Source organism: Mesorhizobium sp. dw_380, from assembly GCF_018588885.1.
Lineage (GTDB): Bacteria > Pseudomonadota > Alphaproteobacteria > Rhizobiales > Rhizobiaceae > Mesorhizobium.
In genome coordinates this window covers 144,654-162,237 of record NZ_JAFFIW010000012.1, presented here as the reverse complement: position 1 = coordinate 162,237, position 17,584 = coordinate 144,654, and the positions used below count along the sequence as shown (strand labels likewise).

General features: G+C 63.8%; 16 protein-coding genes and 1 pseudogene. 11 read left to right on the top strand and 6 right to left on the bottom strand.

The genetic code is table 11. The features are described from left to right. The first annotated feature begins 20 nt into the window (after positions 1-20). The 3 genes from trpS (at position 21) to JT360_RS15020 (ending at position 2,590) form a co-directional block, all read left to right on the top strand. On the top strand, positions 21-1,088 hold the full coding sequence (gene trpS / locus JT360_RS15030; RefSeq protein ID WP_214472439.1) for a tryptophan--tRNA ligase: 1,068 nt from the start codon (positions 21-23) through the stop codon (positions 1,086-1,088). Positions 1,089-1,192: 104 nt separating this feature from the next. Further along, on the top strand, positions 1,193-1,684 hold the full coding sequence (locus JT360_RS15025) for a universal stress protein (RefSeq protein ID WP_214472438.1): 492 nt from the start codon (positions 1,193-1,195) through the stop codon (positions 1,682-1,684). A gap of 336 nt (positions 1,685-2,020) precedes the next feature. Beyond that, positions 2,021-2,590 (top strand): NifU family protein, encoded by a 570-nt coding sequence (locus JT360_RS15020; RefSeq protein ID WP_214472437.1) that lies wholly within the window; start codon positions 2,021-2,023, stop codon positions 2,588-2,590. A 139-nt stretch (positions 2,591-2,729) separates the two neighbouring features. Here the strand turns inward: JT360_RS15020 and JT360_RS15015 are convergent, their stop codons facing one another. Further along, complete coding sequence (locus tag JT360_RS15015) at positions 2,730-3,347, bottom strand: L,D-transpeptidase (RefSeq protein ID WP_214472436.1); 618 nt, start codon at positions 3,345-3,347, stop codon at positions 2,730-2,732. Positions 3,348-3,570: 223 nt separating this feature from the next. On the opposite strand from JT360_RS15015, the gene cueR reads away from it, so the two are divergent. Both cueR and JT360_RS15005 read left to right on the top strand, forming a co-directional pair. Then, the gene (gene cueR / locus JT360_RS15010; protein WP_214472435.1) at positions 3,571-3,993 is read left to right on the top strand and encodes a Cu(I)-responsive transcriptional regulator; all 423 of its coding nucleotides are present in this window, start codon (positions 3,571-3,573) and stop codon (positions 3,991-3,993) included. Between the two features lie 765 nt (positions 3,994-4,758). Next, entirely contained in the window at positions 4,759-5,259 is a 501-nt protein-coding gene (locus JT360_RS15005) for an MmcB family DNA repair protein (RefSeq protein ID WP_214472434.1), read from the top strand. A 38-nt stretch (positions 5,260-5,297) separates the two neighbouring features. On the opposite strand, the gene nhaA is transcribed toward JT360_RS15005, so the two are convergent. The 5 genes and pseudogenes from nhaA to JT360_RS14980 form a co-directional block, all read right to left on the bottom strand. Continuing rightward, entirely contained in the window at positions 5,298-6,488 is a 1,191-nt protein-coding gene (gene nhaA / locus JT360_RS15000) for a Na+/H+ antiporter NhaA (protein WP_214472433.1), read from the bottom strand. 341 nt (positions 6,489-6,829) lie between these two features. Beyond that, positions 6,830-7,393: an ActR/PrrA/RegA family redox response regulator transcription factor gene (locus JT360_RS14995; protein ID WP_010913121.1), complete on the bottom strand. Its 564-nt coding sequence runs from the start codon at positions 7,391-7,393 to the stop codon at positions 6,830-6,832. Positions 7,394-7,457: 64 nt separating this feature from the next. Then, positions 7,458-8,789, bottom strand: a complete 1,332-nt coding sequence (locus tag JT360_RS14990; protein WP_214472432.1) for an ActS/PrrB/RegB family redox-sensitive histidine kinase — start codon at positions 8,787-8,789, stop codon at positions 7,458-7,460. Between the two features lie 26 nt (positions 8,790-8,815). Then, positions 8,816-11,398, bottom strand: a complete 2,583-nt coding sequence (gene hrpB / locus JT360_RS14985; RefSeq protein WP_214472431.1) for an ATP-dependent helicase HrpB — start codon at positions 11,396-11,398, stop codon at positions 8,816-8,818. 46 nt (positions 11,399-11,444) lie between these two features. Next, positions 11,445-11,594 (bottom strand): annotated as a pseudogene (locus JT360_RS14980) (DMT family transporter); the annotation flags it as partial. A 309-nt stretch (positions 11,595-11,903) separates the two neighbouring features. Here JT360_RS14980 and JT360_RS14975 point away from each other — a divergent pair. The 6 genes from JT360_RS14975 (at position 11,904) to JT360_RS14950 (ending at position 17,563) form a co-directional block, all read left to right on the top strand. Then, positions 11,904-13,235, top strand: a complete 1,332-nt coding sequence (locus JT360_RS14975; protein WP_214472430.1) for an ABC transporter substrate-binding protein — start codon at positions 11,904-11,906, stop codon at positions 13,233-13,235. 109 nt (positions 13,236-13,344) lie between these two features. Then, positions 13,345-14,292 (top strand): carbohydrate ABC transporter permease, encoded by a 948-nt coding sequence (locus JT360_RS14970; protein WP_214472429.1) that lies wholly within the window; start codon positions 13,345-13,347, stop codon positions 14,290-14,292. After that, on the top strand, positions 14,289-15,239 hold the full coding sequence (locus JT360_RS14965) for a carbohydrate ABC transporter permease (RefSeq protein ID WP_214472428.1): 951 nt from the start codon (positions 14,289-14,291) through the stop codon (positions 15,237-15,239). Before JT360_RS14970 ends, JT360_RS14965 begins: the two co-directional genes overlap by 4 nt. After that, on the top strand, positions 15,236-15,442 hold the full coding sequence (locus JT360_RS14960) for a hypothetical protein (RefSeq protein WP_081850242.1): 207 nt from the start codon (positions 15,236-15,238) through the stop codon (positions 15,440-15,442). Before JT360_RS14965 ends, JT360_RS14960 begins: the two co-directional genes overlap by 4 nt. Before the next feature lie 2 nt (positions 15,443-15,444). Beyond that, complete coding sequence (locus JT360_RS14955; protein ID WP_214472427.1) at positions 15,445-16,557, top strand: ABC transporter ATP-binding protein; 1,113 nt, start codon at positions 15,445-15,447, stop codon at positions 16,555-16,557. Next, positions 16,550-17,563, top strand: a complete 1,014-nt coding sequence (locus JT360_RS14950; RefSeq protein WP_214472426.1) for an ABC transporter ATP-binding protein — start codon at positions 16,550-16,552, stop codon at positions 17,561-17,563. Before JT360_RS14955 ends, JT360_RS14950 begins: the two co-directional genes overlap by 8 nt. Positions 17,564-17,584 lie beyond the last annotated feature (21 nt).

The window sequence follows — 17,584 nt, the reverse complement described above, 5'->3', positions numbered from 1 at the left end:
CCACAAGCCATGAGGAAACCATGTCCGCCTTCAAGCCACTCGTCTTCTCCGGCGTCCAGCCGACCGGCAATCTGCACCTCGGCAACTATCTTGGCGCCATCAAGAAATTCGTCGCCCTGCAGGAAACGTCCGATTGCATCTACTGCGTCGTCGACCTGCATTCGCTGACCGCGCAGCTCGTTTATGACGATCTTGCCGACCAGACGCGCTCGATCACCGCTGCCTTCCTCGCCTCCGGCATCGACCCGAAGAAGCACATCGTCTTCAACCAGTCGCGGGTGATGCAGCACGCCGAACTCGCCTGGATCTTCAATTGCGTCGCGCGCATCGGCTGGATGAACAAGATGACGCAGTTCAAGGACAAGGCCGGCAAGGACCGCGAGAATGCTTCGCTGGGACTGCTCGCCTATCCCTCCCTGATGGCTGCCGACATCCTCCTGTACCGCGCCACGCATGTGCCGGTGGGCGAGGACCAGAAGCAGCATCTGGAGCTGACCCGCGACATCGCCCAGAAGTTCAACAATGATTTTTCCAGCCGCATCGCCAGCCTTGGCGTCGGCGTTGAGATGCAGGTTGGCGAGGAGACGGTGAACGGCTTCTTCCCGATCACCGAACCGGTCATCGGCGGCCCGGCGGCGCGCATCATGAGCCTGCGTGACGGGTCGAAGAAGATGTCGAAATCGGACCCGTCGGACCTGTCGCGCATCAACCTGACGGACGATGCCGACACCATCTCGAAGAAGATCCGCAAGGCCAAGACCGATCCGGAAGCCTTGCCGAGCGAAGTTGACGGGCTGGAAAGCCGGCCCGAGGCCGAAAACCTGGTCGGCATCTATGCGGGGCTGGCCGAGATGTCGAAGGCCGACGTGCTGAAGGAATTCGGCGGCCAGCAATTCTCCGTGTTCAAGCCGGCGCTGGCCGATCTCGCAGTGGAGAAGCTGGCGCCGATCGCCGGCGAGATGCGCCGCATCCAGGGCGACCGCGCCTATGTCGACGCCGTGCTCAGGGACGGCGGCGAACGCGCCGGCGTGCTCGCGCGGGCGACGATGAAGACGGTGCGCGACATCATCGGGCTGCTGCAGGGCTGACCCCGATCGTCAGTGCACCGCACCACACTGGCCCAAGGTCGGCGGCTTGCCGCCGGTCTGCCGTGGTGGCAGATTGCGGCCGAAGCGATGCCGAGTAGATAGACATGGTCTCAAAACGCCTCAGCCGCGAAGCCGGTCATCGCAGGAAATTCCTGGCGATCATCGACGACACGCCGGAATGCGAGCGCGCCGTCGCCTACGCCTCGAAGCGGGCGCAGAGCACGAGCGGCACGCTGGTGCTGCTCTATGTCATCGTGCCGGACGATTTCCAGCACTGGCTGGGCGTCGAGAAGATTATGCGCGAAGAGGCGATGGCAACAGCGCGCGCGGCCCTCGACGGCCACGCCAACAAGGTACGCCAGAAGCTCGGCATCGAGCCGGAGATGGTGGTGCGCGAGGGCAAACCGACGGAAGAGATCCACAGGCTGATCGAGGAAGACCAGGATATCGCCATCCTGGTGCTGGCGGCCGGCGCCGGCAAGGAAGGGCCCGGACCGCTGGTCGGCGCAGTGGCCGGCAAGGGTGCGGCCTTCCCGATCCCGGTCACGGTCGTGCCGCAAAACCTTTCCGATGAGGAGATCGACAGCCTCGCCTGAGGTGTATTGATATTCAGGTGATGCCGGCCTGCAAACGGCGGTTTCCTGCGCTTCCGGCCTTCGCCGGCCGAAGCATCCATGATAGTGATGATGGAGCTAAGGCTATGGCCGGCGTAGGCCGGTGCTCACGTACGAAAAGTACGCTCCGCTCCGGTTCTCGGAATCCACCATTTTCGGCGCGGCCTGACCTGAATCTCAATACACCTCAAAGTGGAGCCGCAAAAAACATTCCGTTAGCCGGCCTTTCGGGCGATGCGTTTCGCTTGAATGTCGCGCCGATAGAGCCTATTTAGAACTATTCCAAACTATCTGCCCGAAACGGGCACGGAGACGGCTATGTTCATCCAGACCGAATCGACGCCCAATCCGGCGACGCTGAAATTCCTGCCCGGCAAGGAAGTGCTGCTCGAAGGCACGGCCGATTTTCGCGATGCCGACAGTGCGGCAACGGCCTCGCCGCTGGCCGGCCGGCTGTTCGAGATTCCCGGCGTGACCGGCGTCTTCTTCGGCTACGACTTTGTCACCGTGACCAAGGACGGTCCCGACTGGCAGCATCTGAAGCCGGCGATCCTCGGCGCCATCATGGAGCATTTCATGTCCGGCGCGCCGGTCATGGCCAAGACCGGCCCGGCCGCCGAGACCAGCCAGACCGGCGAATTCTACGACAAGGCGGACGAGGAACTCGTCATCACCATCAAGGAACTGCTCGACACGCGGGTGCGCCCGGCGGTGGCCCAGGATGGTGGCGACATCACCTTCCGCGGCTTCGAGAACGGCACGGTGTTCCTGCACATGAAGGGCGCTTGCGCTGGGTGCCCGTCATCGACGGCGACGCTGAAGCACGGCATCCAGAACCTGCTTCGCCATTTCGTGCCTGAAGTGCAGCAGGTCGAACAGGTCGCTTGATCGCTCCGCACGGGACACCATCTCAACCGCAAACAACAAAAAACCGGGCCGAATTGCCCGGTTTTCTGTTTTAGGACGTCCATTGTTGCCTAGACGGTCCGCGTACGAACAGGTTTAACCTTGATCCCTGCGATCACGGTCAGAGGACGATGACCTTGGCGCCAACCTCGGCGCGGTCGTAGAGGTCGATGACGTCCTGATTCATCAGCCGGATGCAGCCCGACGACATCGCCTTGCCGATCGAGTTCCATTCCGGGCTGCCATGCAGTCGGTAACCCATGTCGCCGCCCTTGTTGAACAGATACATGGCGCGCGCGCCGAGCGGGTTCTTCAGACCAGGGTCCATGCCGCCGGCGAACTTGGCAAGCTCCGGCTGGCGCCTGATCATCTGGGAAGGCGGCGTCCAGGTCGGCCATTCGCGCTTGATCGCGATATGGGCGGTGCCGTGCCACTCAAAACCCTCGCGGCCGACGCCGATGCCGTAGCGGATCGCCCGGCCGTCGTCCTCGACGAAATAGAGGAACTTGTTCTGCGTATCGACGATGATGGTGCCGGGCTTTTCCTTGGTGTCGTAGCTGACTTCCTGGCGATGATACTTCGAGGGCACCTTCTCGATCGGAATGCGCGGCAGCTGGTAACCAGCATCGGTCACCGCGCCATAGTCGTTGGAGAATATCTGCCCGCCAATGGTGCTGCAACCGGCGATAGCCGTGGACAGCGCCAACGCGGCGATTATTGCAAGCGACTTCATGCGCATGAGATGATCCGGTGCCCTGCCAAACTTAGCGGCTCGAGTCGGCCGCTTTATCGCCATCATTCATGCTGGCATTTGCTTTGCTTGCCAAGCACACGATGCCTATATCCAGGACCTTACCTGCCGGTAAGCGTATAACTATGGCATTTCGGCAACAGCCTTCACCGGATTGTGAAGGAAATTCAATGGGCCTGAATCGCAGGCCGCAAAATCGAGGTACCCAGCCATGAATGTCGGCGACGCCGCCAACCGTTCAGGCCTGCCGGCCAAGACCATCCGTTACTATGAGGAGATCGGCCTGATCGCCCCCGCGCGGGCCGCCAACGGCTATCGCGACTATTCCGGCGACGACATCCACCGGCTGGCCTTCCTGCGACGCGCGCGCAATCTCGGCTTTTCCATAGACGATTGCCGCCAACTGATGGCGCTCTACCAGGATCGCGGCCGCGCCAGCCACGACGTGCGCGAGATCGCCGCCGCCCATGTCACGGCGATCGAGGAGAAGGTGCGCGAGCTGCAGTCGATGCGCTCGACCCTGCAAAAACTGATTCACTCCTGCAATGGCGACAGCAGGCCGGACTGCCCGATCCTTGATGATATGGCGGGAGCCGCTTTGCCCGGCGACAGGGCCGTTTCACAGTCCGCCTGAGGGCAAGCGCCGGGTTCGGCCGACCAGCGCTCGCTTCGCGGTCGGCGACTTGTCGAAGCGCCGGCTCGACGCAGCACCGTGGAACAAGGGACTTCAGTCTTATTTGCGCGATTGCTAATATACGTATAGATTGATCGATGCGGGGACGATCATACCCAAAGCCCAGACCCGCAATGGCCGGCGCAGCCCCCCTTAAACCCAAAGCCAAACTGCGCCGGCCATTCCGCCAGCCATTGTGATTGGTGGATGCATCCAGACGATCGCCCGAAAAAGAAGCCAAGGAATAGCGATGCTCGCCCCGTCTTGCGGTACCGGAGGTCTTCTACATGGCCTGTAGCCATTCCCCTACGGCTGGGTAGCGTCCGCCAAAGGATGCGCCGTTCATCCGGTGGAACGGGACAGGGCCGGTGAACTAACGGGTTGCCTATGGGGCCGGAACATAAACCCCGAGAGCGACTGCCACCTGCATTCCCAGCAAAATCGTCGCAAACATAATCAGGAAAAACAAGCGGATAAGAAGTGACCGCTTGACCTTGTACCTTTGAGCCAAGAGCACGCACACGATAGTAGCGACGCCCGCTGCAGCGGTAAAAATCAGATCAACCGTGACACCTCGCGAAACCATAGCCCCCTTCCCCAAGCAGGAACTGCAATCCTAACGCGAACGGCCCGCCTTTTGGAAGGGCGGGCCGTGGTCTCGCGAGTTGGCAATCGCCCGGCACAAGGGGGTTCAAAACGTGAACAAAATCTGGCATGGTGCCTGCCATGCCGATCATCTCGCCGATTCCGCTCAACCCGCTCATCGATGGTCGCCAGTCCGAACGCGCCATGCTGGTGCGGCGTGGCGTGCAGCGGCTGCTCAAGAAAATGGGCGCGCATGTGCTGCCTGAGCTGTCGCTGGCCACCGGCCGCCGCGCCGACCTGGTGGCGCTGACCCGGCAGGGCGATATCTGGATCATCGAGATCAAATCGTCGATCGAGGATTTCAAAGTCGACCGAAAATGGCCCGATTACCGGCTGCATTCCGACCGCTTCTTCTTCGCCACCCATCCCGGCGTGCCCTCGGAGATCTTTCCGCAGGAGTGCGGCTTCATCCTCTCCGACGGCTATGGCGCCGAGATCCTGCGCGACGCGCCGGAGCATCGCATGGCGGCGGCAACGCGCAAGGCGCTGATGCTGCGCATCGCGCGGGCCGGTGCGGCGCGGCTGCTGGCGGCGGAGCTGGCGGGCGTGTCGGTGCCGGCGCTGGAGGGGGAGAGCGAGTAGCTATCGACGTTTGCGGCAGCGCGCCGTCTGGAAGAACCCTACTCCTCACCCTCCTCCACTCTTTCAGCGGCCGGCGCCATCAAAAGCACGGCGGCGCCGAGGATGGCTGCGATGAAGGAGCCGGCGAGGATGCCGACCTTGACGGCGTCTTGCAGCGCGACATCCCCGGCGAAGGCAAGCAGGCCGATGAACAGGCTCATGGTGAAGCCGATGCCGCAGAGCAGCGAAATGCCGATCATGTGCGACCAGCCGGCATGGGCAGGCAGATCGGCAAGGCCGAGCCGGATGGCAAGTGCGGAGGAGCCGAAGACGCCGACCAGCTTGCCGAGCACGAGGCCGGCGGCGACGCCCAGTGTCAAGGGCTCGATCAGCGCACTGAGGCTCAAGCCGGCGAGCGAAACGCCGGCGTTGGCGAAGCCGAAGATCGGGATGACGAAAAACGGCACGATCCTGTGCAGGCCATGCTCGAGCCGGTGCAGCGGCGAATGGTCGAGATCGTGGCTGATGCCGGCGGAGCGTTCGAGCGGAATGGTGAGCGCCAGCGCAACGCCCGCAAGTGTTGCATGGACACCTGATTTCAGCACCAGCACCCACAATATGGCGCCGAGCACGAGATAGGGCACCAGCGTCATCACCCGCATGCGGTTGAGCACGATGAGCACGGCAATGACCGCAAAGGCCGAGCCGAGATAGGCCAGCGACAGGCCGCTTGTGTAGAAGATGGCGATGATGATGACGGCGCCGAGGTCGTCGATGATGGCCAACGCGGTGAGAAACACCTTGAGCGAGGCCGGCACCCGGCTGCCAAGCAGCGACAGCACGCCGAGCGCGAAGGCGATGTCGGTGGCGGTCGGGATCGCCCAGCCGGACAATGCCGGACCATTGTTGCGGTTGATCAAGACATAGACGAGCGCGGGAACCAGCATGCCGCCGGCCGCCGCTATCCCGGGCAGAACCCGGCGCGGCCAGGTCGAAAGCTGGCCATCCAGCATCTCGCGCTTGATCTCCAGCCCGACGAGCAGGAAGAACACCGCCATCAGCCCGTCATTGACCCAGTGCGACACGCTGAGCGGGCCGAGATAGGCGTGGAGAACGGAGAAGTAGGTTTCGGAAAGCGGCGAGTTGGCGACGATCAGCGCCAGCGCTGCCGCCACCATCAGGATGATGCCGCCTGCCGCCTCGCTGTCGAGAAATTCGCGGAAGACCGATTTTTGCCGCTCGTCGCGCATGTATCCACCGTTGCTTGGCCTGGCGGCCGGGTTCCTATTGCCACAATGATGAGCAAGCGTCGCCGGCGTCGCAAGACTTCTGATTTCCTAAGTCTGTATGACTTCACATTGACCGATGACGTGCCTCGACGATTAGCTGGAACGCCCGTCGCTTCGTCATCCTATGGCGGAGCAAGGAGCGAAGCGACGCGGCGCAGACCATAGGATCCATGCCGTGACTTCAGAGCGCTGCTGCGGTACCGAGATCTCTTCCGTTGCACTCCACGTCTGGTGTCACGGCATGGATCCTTGGGTCTTCGCTCCGCTTTGCGTCGCTACGCCCAAGGATGACGAAGCTCTGTTTAGCGCGGCGCGCGCTTGGCCAGTATGCGCTGCAGCGTGCGGCGGTGCATGTTGAGCCGGCGCGCGGTCTCGGAGACGTTGCGCTCGCACATTTCATAGACGCGCTGGATATGTTCCCAGCGCACGCGATCGGCCGACATCGGGTTTTCCGGCGGCGCGGCGCGTTCGCCCGAGGTGCGGGTCAGGGCGGCAAAGATGTCGTCGGCGTCGGCGGGCTTCGACAGATAGTCGACGGCGCCGAGCTTCACCGCCGTCACGGCGGTGGCGATGTTGCCGTAACCGGTCAGGATGATGGTGCGGGAATCCTCGCGCTTCTCGCGGATGGCGGCCACGACGTCGAGGCCGTTGCCATCGCCGAGCCGCATGTCGACCACGGCGTAGGCCGGCGGATTGGCGCGCGCCTTGCCCACGGCCTCCTCGACGCTTTCGGCGGTCTCGACCACGAAGCCCCTGGTTTCCATGGCGCGGGCAAGACGGGTGAGGAACGGCTTGTCGTCATCGACGATCAGAAGCGAGGTATCCTCGCCTTCAACCATTGCGCCAATATTTTCATCGCCTGTCATGGTCTCAAAAATTCCTGCTGCCTTAATTTTACGCAGATATAGTTTTGCGCCGCTATTGTCCAATTCACGCAGTGTCAAACATCGTCGCCGGGGCCAGTTCCGGGTTCAGGAAGACACTGCGCGGCCACGAAATCTGCACCACCGCGCCCTCGCCCAGGCCGCTCGAATTGCGGAAGTCGAGTGTGGCGCCCGAGCGTTCGAGCAGCGTCTTGGCGATGAACAGGCCGAGCCCGAGGCCACCGCCGGCTTCCGTGCCCTGGCGCGTCGACATATAGGGCTCGCCGATGCGGTCGATGATCTCGGCCGGAAAACCGGGCCCGTCATCGATGATCGAAAAGGTGACGGTCGCCTCGTCCCAGTTCCAGCTCACGGTGACGCTTTTGCGGGCGAAATCGACGGCGTTCTCGACAAGGTTGCCGAGGCCATAAATGACGCCCGGATTGCGGCGCCCGACCGGCTCCGGCCCGGTCCGTTCGCCGGGGCGAAGCTTGATCGAAATGCCGAAGTCGCGATGCGGCGCGGTGACCTCCTCGACCAGCGAGGTCAGCGGCAAACGGGAAAGGTGCGCCTCGCCCTCTGACGACAGGCTGGTCAGGCGCTTGAGGATTTCGCGGCAGCGCTCGCTCTGCGAGCGCAGCAGCTTCACGTCTTCCGCGTATTTCGGGTCGCTGCCGAGCGCCTTTTCCATCTCCTTGGCGACGAGCGTGATGGTGGCGAGCGGCGTGCCGAGCTCATGCGCCGCAGCAGCGGCCAGGCCATCGAGCGCCGAAAGGTGCTGCTCGCGCTGCAGCACCAGTTCCGTGGCGGCCAGCGCATTGGCCAGAAGCCGCGCTTCGGCGGCCACCCGGAAGGCATAGATCGCCGTGAAGGCGATCGAGGACAGCACCGCCATCCACATGCCGGCGACATAGAGGAAGGGCATCACCAGCGGCGCGCCCTCATACCAGGGCAATGGCAGATGGATGAACACAAGCAAGGTCGCCGCGATCATCACCAGCCCGCCGAGGATGGCGGTCAGGCGCAAGGGCAGCGATGTCGCCGAAATCACGACGGGCACGGTCATCAGCAGCGAGAACGGGTTGGTCAGGCCGCCGGTCATGTAGAGCAGGCCGGCAAGCTGCAGGCTGTCGAAGATGAGGATGCCGAAGGCGGCGAACGGCGTGAGCCGGTGCGCCGCCGGAAACCGGAAGGCCAGGAACAGGTTCATCCACGCCGAACAGGCGATCAGCGCGAAGCACAGGCTGACCGGCAACGGGAACTTCAGGCCATAGGCGACGACGAGCACCGTCACGCTCTGGCCGACAATAGCCAGCCAACGCAGCCGGATCAGCGTGTTGAGGCGCAGTCTCTGGCTCTGCTGGAAATCGGGCGAACGCAAAACGTTGATCATTGCCATGGATTACAGCCGCGAGAGGGCAAACGCTAGGTCCCGCGCGGTTTGGCGCGGGCGGTGGCGGCGGCGAGCAGCGGGTTTTCCGGCCAGACATGCTTGGGATAGCGGCCGCGCATGTCTGCGCGCACGTCGGCCCAGGAGCCGCGCCAGAAGCCGGGCAGGTCGCGCGTCGTCTGGATCGGCCGGTGCGCCGGCGATAACAGCTCGAGCGTCAGCGGCACCGTGCCGTTGGCGATCGAGGGATGGCGGTCGAGACCGAACAGTTCCTGGACGCGAACCGCCAGCACCGGCCATTCGCCGTCATAGCGGATCGGCACATGGCTGCCCGACGGCGCGTCGAAATGGGTCGGCGCCAGCGCCTCGACCTTGCGCTGCAGGTCGTGCGGCACCAGCGAAATCAGCCCGGCCGAGACAATACCGGGATCGATGGCGGCAAAGGATGCAGCCCCTGACAGGAACGGCAGCAGCCAGTCGTCGAGGCGCTCGATAAGGGCCTCATCCGACATATCGGGCCAGGGCGACCCGAGGCCACGATGCAGCCAGGACAGCCGCTGGCGCAGCGTCTCGGCTTCCTTGCTCCAGCTCAGCAGCGACAGCCCGTGTTCCCGCAAGGCGTCTGTTATGGCGCGGTCCGCATCGGCGCCCGAAGGAGCCGGCAGCATGCGTTCGGCAAGCGTGATGGCGCCGAGGCGCACGGTTTCGCGCACGCGCACGGCACGGCGCTCGCGGTCGAAGCTCGTTTGCCGGCGCGTTTCGATCCGGTCGGCCAGCGCCGAGCGGATGTCGTCTTCGCTTATGGCCGCGGCGGCCGCGATACGCGCATTCTGCGCCTTGCCCTGCAGGTCGGCGACGACCAGAAACGGCTCGCCCGCCAGCGGGTCGGCAGCGTCGAGCATGGCGCCGGAGCCGTTGGCCAGCACGAAGCGCCCGCGTTCGCCACGCGCCTTGGCGACGCGGTCCGGCCAGGCCTGGATGAGGAGGGAGCCGGCGCTGCTACCATCCCCCTTGTGGGGAGGGTCGATCCGCAATGCGGATCGGGGTGGGGTCGGTTCGGGCACGCCATCGGCGACCCCACCCCGTCTCCCTCGCGTCACTGCGCTCTGCTCGCTCGCCGACCCTCCCCTCGAGGGGGAGGGTAAGAGCTGCCGCGCCAGCCGCTCCGCGAGCTGCCGTGCCGCGGTGGCGCGCGGCGACCGTTCAGATCGAAAGCGCATCAGCCGCCGTTCGAGATCGGCGGCGTCGCCGCCAAGACCGCGTTCGGTGAGCAACACCGCAAGCATGGTCGCTTCGCCGGCATGACCGCTCTTCGCAGCCTCGGCCACCATATGCGCCAGCCGCACCGGCAAAGCGAGCTTGCGCATCGCCATACCCGCTTCGGTCAGGCGCCCGGCTTCGTCGATAGCATCCAGCGCGCGCAGCAGCGCCCTTGCCTCGTTGAGCGCCGGCGCCGGCGGCGGATCGAGGAAGGCCAGCGCCGACGGATCGGCAACGCCGAAGGCGGCGCAGTCGAGCAGCAGGCCGGAAAGGTCCGCTTCGAGGATTTCCGGCGGCGTGAAGGCGGGCAATGCCGCCGTCTGCTCGGCGCGCCACAGCCGGATGGCGACGCCCGGTTGGGTGCGCCCGGCGCGGCCGGCGCGCTGGTCGGCGGAGGCTCTGCTGACACGCACGGTTTCCAGCCGGGTCAAGCCGCTGGCCGGCTCATAGCGCGGCAGCCGCGACAGGCCGGAATCGATGACGACGCGCACGCCATCGATGGTTATGGAGGTCTCGGCGATCGAGGTCGCCAGCACCACCTTGCGGCGGCCTGACGCCGCCGGCTTGATCGCCGCGTCCTGCGCCTTGCCGTCGAGCTGGCCATAGAGCGGCACGATATCGGTGTCGGCGCCGAGCTTGCCGGCCAGCCGCTCGGCGGTACGCTCGATCTCGCGCTGACCAGGCAGGAAGGCAAGCACGCTGCCGCTCTCGTCGACGAGTGCCGAGCGGATCGCCTTGGCCACCGCATCCTCGATCGGGACGCCGGCCGGCCGTTCGTCGTAGCGGATGTCGACGGGAAAGGCGCGGCCTTCGCTTTCGATCACCGGCGCGCCGGACAGCAGTTTGGCGACACGCGCGCCGTCAAGCGTCGCCGACATCACCAGCAGCCGCAGGTCCGCACGCAGCGCGCCTCGCACGTCCAGCGCCAGAGCCAGGCCGAAATCGCCGTCGAGCGAGCGCTCGTGGAATTCGTCGAAGATCACTGCCGAGACACCGGGCAATTCGGGATCGTCGAGGATCATGCGCGCCAGCACGCCCTCGGTGACGACCAGGATTTTTGTCCGGGCCGAGGTCCGGTTCTCCATGCGCATGGCATAGCCGACGGTGGCGCCGGGTTCCTCGCCGAGAAGTTCAGCCATGCGGCGGGCGGCAGCGCGGGCGGCGAGGCGGCGCGGTTCAAGCAGGACGATCCTGCCGGCACCCAGCCAGGACACATCGAGCAGAGCCAGCGGCACCAACGTCGTCTTGCCGGCACCGGGCGGCGCCACAAGCACGGCGCTGGTGCCGGAGCCGAGCGCTTCGCTCAGCGCCGGCAGCACGGCGGATACCGGAAGCTCGGGCAAGGTTCTTTTCGTCATCGCGCCCGCATATCAGCGGTCGCGGTCGCCGTGCAACCGGCAGGGGTCAAAGCCGGGTGCGCGAAAACGGGTTCCAGCGCACCGTGACCAGCCGCACTTCCTCGCGCACCATGGTCAGCAGGCCGGAGCTGCCGACGACCGCGAGGCCGACCAGCGACAGCCAGTCGGGGTATTCCTGGAAGAACAGCGCGCCGAGAGTGCCAAGCGGGTCGACTGAACTAGGCAACCATCTCCGGACCAGGTCTTGGAATAGCGCCGCGCGACTTCCGCAGTCCGCACGCGTTCGCTCCGCGCCGACACTTTTCCCAACATTTTCAGAGGTCGGCGCAAACATGGTGCGACGCAGCAACGAATTCGCTTGCCTTGTTTAGTAAAAATTGCATCACTAAACAAATTACTAAACATTCGCGACGTGCTGCGTCGCCATGTTTGGGCCCTCGGAGGAGCGAGGGTAACGGGCTCTTGAAACCGCCATTCGGGCGCGTTTCGCAAATGGGAGGAAGGCATGAAATCGAGCTTTAAACTGGCGTTGGGACTGGCCTCGGCGATCACAGCGTCGACAGCCCTCTCGAACGCCGCGCACGCTGAAGACCTGACGCTGTGCTGGGCCGCCTGGGATCCGGCAAACGCGCTTGTCGAACTGTCCAAGGATTTCACCAAGGAAACCGGCATCGGCATGAAATTCGAATTCGTGCCGTGGACCAACTATGCCGACCGCTTCCTCAACGAGCTGAACTCGCACGGCAAGCTGTGCGACCTGATCATCGGCGACAGCCAGTGGATCGGCGGCGCGGCGGAGAACGGCCACTACGTCAAGCTGAACGACTTCTTCGACAAGGAGAAGATCAGCATGGACGACTTCGTGCCGGCGACCGTCGTCGGCTATTCGGAATGGCCGAAGAACACGCCGAACTATTGGGCGCTGCCGGCCATGGGCGATGTCGTCGGCTGGACCTACCGCAAGGACTGGTTCTCCAAGCCGGAGCTGCAGAAGGAATTCAAGGAGAAGTATGGCTGGGATCTCGGACCGCCGGCCACCTTCGACCAGCTGAAGCAGATCGCCGAATTCTTCCAGAAGCGGCAGATCGACGGCAAAACCGTCTACGGTGCTTCGATCTACACCGAGCGTGGCTCGGAAGGCATCACCATGGGCGCCATGGATGTGCTCTACAGCTACGGCTTTCAGTATGAGAATCCGAAGAAGCCCTACGACATGGAAAGCTTCGTCAATTCCGATAAGTCGGTGAAGGGGCTGGAGTTCTACAAAGCGCTCTATGACTGCTGCACCCCGCCGGGAGCGTCGAACAGCTACATGGGCGAAGGCATCGACGCCTTCAAATCCGGCCAGGTGGCGATGCATATGAATTTTGCTTTCACATGGCCCGGCCTGCAGAAGGACGAGAATGTCGGCGGCGACAAGATCGGCTATTTCGTCAATCCCAAGGGACCCGGTGGCGACCAGTTCGCGCAGCTCGGCGGCCAGGGCATTTCGGTGGTGTCCTATTCCGACAAGCAGGAATCGGCGCTGAAATACATCAAGTGGTTCGCCAACAAGGACGTGCAGGCCAAGTGGTGGTCGCTTGGCGGCTATTCCTGCCTGAACGCGGTGGTGAAGGATCCGAAATTCCCGGCCAGCCAACCCTACGCCCAGACCTTCCTCGACTCGATGGCCATCGTGAAGGACTTCTGGGCCGAGCCCAGCTACGCACCGCTGCTGCAGGCCTCGCAGAAGCGCTTCCACGACTATGTCGTCGCCGGCCAGGGCTCCGCCAAGGATGCTCTTGACGGCCTGGTCAAGGACTGGACGCAGGTGTTCCAGGACGATGGCAAGATGTAACCGGCTCCTCCCGAGCTAGGCCAAGCGTCCCGTGCCACCCTTGGCACGGGACGCAGTTCAGATAAATTCCATAACAGAGACGACCCAAGTGACCGAAGCAGGACTGACCATGCTCAATCGGACCGCGGAGAACGTTGCCCGGGCCACCCCGGAACCGTTGGCCCGCAAGGTCCGGGGCATCAGCGACAAGGGCCTGGCGTGGCTGTTCATCTCGCCGACGATCCTGTTGCTGCTCGCCATCAACATCTTCCCGCTGTTCTGGGCGATCTATCTGTCGTTCACCAACTACCGGGCCAACCGGCCGAACGAGATGGTGAAGAACCTCGGCTTTGCCAATTACCAGCGCATCCTCGGCGACCAGGACATCTGGATCGCCATGCAGACGACGGCGCATTTCGTGTTCTGGACCATCCTCTTGCAGACACTGATCGGCTTCACCCTGGCCTGGCTGATCGACCGGAAATTCCGTGGCCACGCTTTCTGGACGACACTGATCCTGGTGCCGATGATGCTGTCGCCGGCGGTGGTCGGCAATTTCTGGCGCTTCCTCTACGAGCCGCAGATCGGCTTGTTCGCCTATGCCATCTCCTTCGTGTCAGGCATCCCGCCGGCAAACATCCAGATGCTCTCCAACGTCTCGCTGGCGCCGTGGTCGATCATCATCGTCGACACCTGGATGTGGACGCCCTACGTGATGCTGATCTGCCTCGCCGGCCTGCGCTCGATCCCCGAATACATCTACGAGGCGGCCGAGGTCGACCGCGCCTCCAACTGGCGGCAGTTCTGGTCGATCACGCTGCCTATGGCGCTGCCCTTCATCATGCTGGCGGTGCTGTTCCGCGGCATCGAGAACTTCAAGATGTTCGACATGGTCAACCTGTTGACCGGCGGCGGGCCGGGCTCGACCACCGAGGTCGCCTCGATCACGCTGAAGCGGCAGGCTTTCGAGAGCTGGCGCACCGGCTATTCATCGGCCTTCGCCATCATCCTGTTCGTCGCGGTGTTCGGCCTCGCCAACATCTACGTCAAGGCGCTCAACAAGGTGAAGCAGAGATGAGCCTGACATCTGCCCATTCGGTCGTCGCACCTTCGGCAAACTCGAAGCGCATCGCCGGCGCGATCATCATCGCCTACGCGCTGATCTCGATCGTGCCGCTGCTGTGGATCTTCGCCACCAGCTTCAAGACGCCGCCGGATTCGATCGCCTATCCGCCAAAAATCCTGTTCCAGCCGAGCATCGAGGGCTATTGCAACCTGTTCACGACGCGCACAAGGCAGACGCCGGAATACATCAACTCGCTGGGACCGGCGACCGGCTTCTGCGATGAGACTGTGCGCAAGCGCAACATGGTGATCGCCGGCCCGTCCAACTTCCTGCCGCGCTTCGTCAATTCATTGATCATCGCTTTCGGCTCGACCTTCTGCGCTGTCTTTCTCGGCACGCTGTCGGCCTATGGCTTCTCGCGCTTCAAGGTGCCGCTCGCCGACGATCTTCTGTTCTTCATCCTGTCGACGCGCTTCATGCCGCCGATCGCCGTCGCCATTCCGATCTACCTGATGTACCGCGAGCTTGGCTTGTCGGACACGGCGCTTGGCATGATCCTGCTCTACACGGCGGTCAACGTATCGCTGGCCGTGTGGCTGCTGAAGGGCTTCATCGACGAGATCCCGCGCGAGTACGAGGAAGCGGCGATGATCGACGGCTATACGCGGCTGCAGGCCTTCTGGCGCACCGTGCTGCCGCAGGCGACGACCGGCATCGCAGCGACCGCCATCTTCTGCCTGATCTTCGCCTGGAACGAATATGCGTTCGCGGCACTCCTCACCTCCGGCACGGCGCAGACCGCGCCGCCCTTCATCCCGACCATCATCGGCGAAGGCGGCCAGGACTGGCCGGCAGTGGCGGCGGGCACGACGATCTTCCTGGTGCCGATCCTGGTTTTCACCATCCTGCTTCGCAAGCAATTGCTGCGCGGCATCACCTTCGGCGCGGTGCGCAAATGAGCATGACCAAACCCGTCAAACGCAAATCGCGCTGGCCGGTCTGGGCCCGGCGCGGACTGATGGAAAACATCGCGACGGCACTCATCGCCATCGGCTTCCTGATGCTGTTCCAGCCTTTCGCGCTGTCGCTCTATACCTATTCCTTCATCACCATGCTTGCCGGCACCGTGATGTTCATCATCGTCTCGAAGTTCCCGGAATAACCATGGCCGAAATCCGCGTCCAGAATTTGAGGAAGGCCTTCGGCGACTTCGTCGCCGTGCAGGATTCCAACTTCGTCGTCGAGGATGGCGAGTTCTTCGTTATGCTCGGCCCATCGGGCTGCGGCAAGACGACGACCTTGCGCATGATCGCCGGGCTGGAGCTGCCGACCGGCGGCCAGATCCTGCTCGGCGGCGACGACGTCACCATGCTGCGAGCCCGCGAGCGCGACATCGCCTTCGTCTTCCAGCTGTTCGCGCTCTATCCGCATATGAATGTGCGCAAGAACATCGGCTTCCCGCTCTTGGCGCAAGGCATGCCGTCGGCCGAAATCCGGACAAGGGTCGAGGAAACGGCGAAGCTGCTGCGCATCGACCATCTGCTCAACAAATCAGTTTCCGGCCTTGCGGGCGGCGACCGCCAGCGCGTGGCGCTCGGCCGCGCCATCGTGCGGCGGCCGAAATGCTTCCTGATGGACGAGCCGCTCGGCACGCTCGACACCGAATTCCGCGATTTGATGGTCCATGAATTGCGCGAGCTGCACAACCGCATCCATGCCACGACGGTCTATGTCACACACGACCAGATGGAAGCGATGTCGATGGCCGACAAGATCGCTGTCATGAACCACGGTGTCATCGAACAGTTCGGCAGCCCACGTGAAATCTATGATCGCCCGGCGACCATGTTCGTCGCCGACTTCATCGGCTCGCCGCCGATGAATTTTTTGGGGTTTGGCGGCGGGCTCGCCAAGGGCGCGAAGGAGATCGTCGTCCAGGGAGCGAAAGTCGCGGTGCCGGAGGTGCGGGAGGACATCGCGCCGGCTGACATGGCGCTTGGCATCCGGCCCGAACACATCCGCTTCGACGATGCTTCCAAGCTGCGCGGCGCGATCTACGGCACCGAATATCTCGGCACGACGCAGATCGTCGCGGTGGAGACGGCGGACGGCATCATCAAGGCGCGGGTGCCGGCCGAGATCCGGCTCAATGCCGGCGATCATGTCGGGCTGACGCTGAACAGCGCGCGGCTGTCGCTGTTCGACAAGGGCTCCGGACGCGCGGTGAGAACCGCGGTTCACGATACCGCCTCTCAAGGGAGAGCGCAGCATGGCTGACGTGCACATCAAGAACGTGACCAAGAGCTTTGGCGATCATGTCGCCGTCGACGGTCTCGACCTGCATATATCAGACGGTGAGTTCGTCGTGCTGCTCGGGCCGACCGGCGCCGGCAAGACGACGACATTGCGGCTGATTGCCGGGCTGGAACGGCCGGACGCCGGCACGATCGAGATCGGCGGCCATAATGCGACGACGCTATCGCCGGCCGAGCGCGACACCGCCTTCGTGTTCCAGCAGTATTCGCTCTATCCGCATCTGTCGGTGTTCGACAATCTCGCCTTTCCGCTGCGCTCGCCGGCCCGGAGAATACCGGAAGACCAGATCCGCCGGCGGGTCGAGGAAGTGGCCAGGATGGTGCGCATCCATCACAAGCTCGCCAACCGTTCGACCAAGCTCTCCGGCGGCGAAATGCAGCGCGTCGCCATCGGCCGCGCGCTGGTGCGCAAGCCCGCCATCTACCTGATGGATGAGCCGCTGTCGTCGCTCGACGCCAAGCTGCGGGCGGACCTGCGGCTCGAGTTGAAGCGGATCCAGTCGGAACTCGGCGCCACAATGCTCTACGTCACGCATGACCAGATCGAGGCGATGACCATGGCCGACCGCATCGGCATCCTGGCCGACGGCGTGCTGGTGCAGATCGGCTCGCCGCGGACCATCTATTCCGAGCCGGCGAACCTGCATGTCGCGGCGAGGCTCGGCCAGCCGGCGATCAATCTTCTGCCGACCGGCCTGCTGCCCGATGGCGGCACGCCGGCCGGCACCAGAACGATCGGCGCGCGCACCGAGCATCTGGCCATCGAAAAAGCCATGAATGGCCATGCCGATGGCGTCGTCGACTGGGTCGAGCATCTCGGCGACCAGAACCACCTGCATGTGACGGTCGGCCCGAAGAAACTGGTGACGCTGACCGATCCAGACACGGATCTGGCGCAAGGTGACAGAGTGGTGATCCGCTACCGCTCGCCGCTCTATTTCGGCGCCGATGGACAAAGATTGATGTGAAACGGTTTTCGGCTCTCCCGC

Excerpts from the sequence above, each read along its gene's own strand:
- trpS (WP_214472439.1), top strand. The coding sequence starts at position 21 with ATGTCCGCCTTCAAGCCACTCGTCTTCTCCGGCGTCCAGCCGACCGGC.
- JT360_RS15025 (WP_214472438.1), top strand. The coding sequence starts at position 1,193 with ATGGTCTCAAAACGCCTCAGCCGCGAAGCCGGTCATCGCAGGAAATTC.
- JT360_RS15020 (WP_214472437.1), top strand. The coding sequence starts at position 2,021 with ATGTTCATCCAGACCGAATCGACGCCCAATCCGGCGACGCTGAAATTC.
- JT360_RS15015 (WP_214472436.1), bottom strand. The coding sequence starts at position 3,347 with ATGCGCATGAAGTCGCTTGCAATAATCGCCGCGTTGGCGCTGTCCACG.
- cueR (WP_214472435.1), top strand. The coding sequence starts at position 3,571 with ATGAATGTCGGCGACGCCGCCAACCGTTCAGGCCTGCCGGCCAAGACC.
- JT360_RS15005 (WP_214472434.1), top strand. The coding sequence starts at position 4,759 with ATGCCGATCATCTCGCCGATTCCGCTCAACCCGCTCATCGATGGTCGC.
- nhaA (WP_214472433.1), bottom strand. The coding sequence starts at position 6,488 with ATGCGCGACGAGCGGCAAAAATCGGTCTTCCGCGAATTTCTCGACAGC.
- JT360_RS14995 (WP_010913121.1), bottom strand. The coding sequence starts at position 7,393 with ATGACAGGCGATGAAAATATTGGCGCAATGGTTGAAGGCGAGGATACC.
- JT360_RS14990 (WP_214472432.1), bottom strand. The coding sequence starts at position 8,789 with ATGGCAATGATCAACGTTTTGCGTTCGCCCGATTTCCAGCAGAGCCAG.
- hrpB (WP_214472431.1), bottom strand. The coding sequence starts at position 11,398 with ATGACGAAAAGAACCTTGCCCGAGCTTCCGGTATCCGCCGTGCTGCCG.
- JT360_RS14975 (WP_214472430.1), top strand. The coding sequence starts at position 11,904 with ATGAAATCGAGCTTTAAACTGGCGTTGGGACTGGCCTCGGCGATCACA.
- JT360_RS14970 (WP_214472429.1), top strand. The coding sequence starts at position 13,345 with ATGCTCAATCGGACCGCGGAGAACGTTGCCCGGGCCACCCCGGAACCG.
- JT360_RS14965 (WP_214472428.1), top strand. The coding sequence starts at position 14,289 with ATGAGCCTGACATCTGCCCATTCGGTCGTCGCACCTTCGGCAAACTCG.
- JT360_RS14960 (WP_081850242.1), top strand. The coding sequence starts at position 15,236 with ATGAGCATGACCAAACCCGTCAAACGCAAATCGCGCTGGCCGGTCTGG.
- JT360_RS14955 (WP_214472427.1), top strand. The coding sequence starts at position 15,445 with ATGGCCGAAATCCGCGTCCAGAATTTGAGGAAGGCCTTCGGCGACTTC.
- JT360_RS14950 (WP_214472426.1), top strand. The coding sequence starts at position 16,550 with ATGGCTGACGTGCACATCAAGAACGTGACCAAGAGCTTTGGCGATCAT.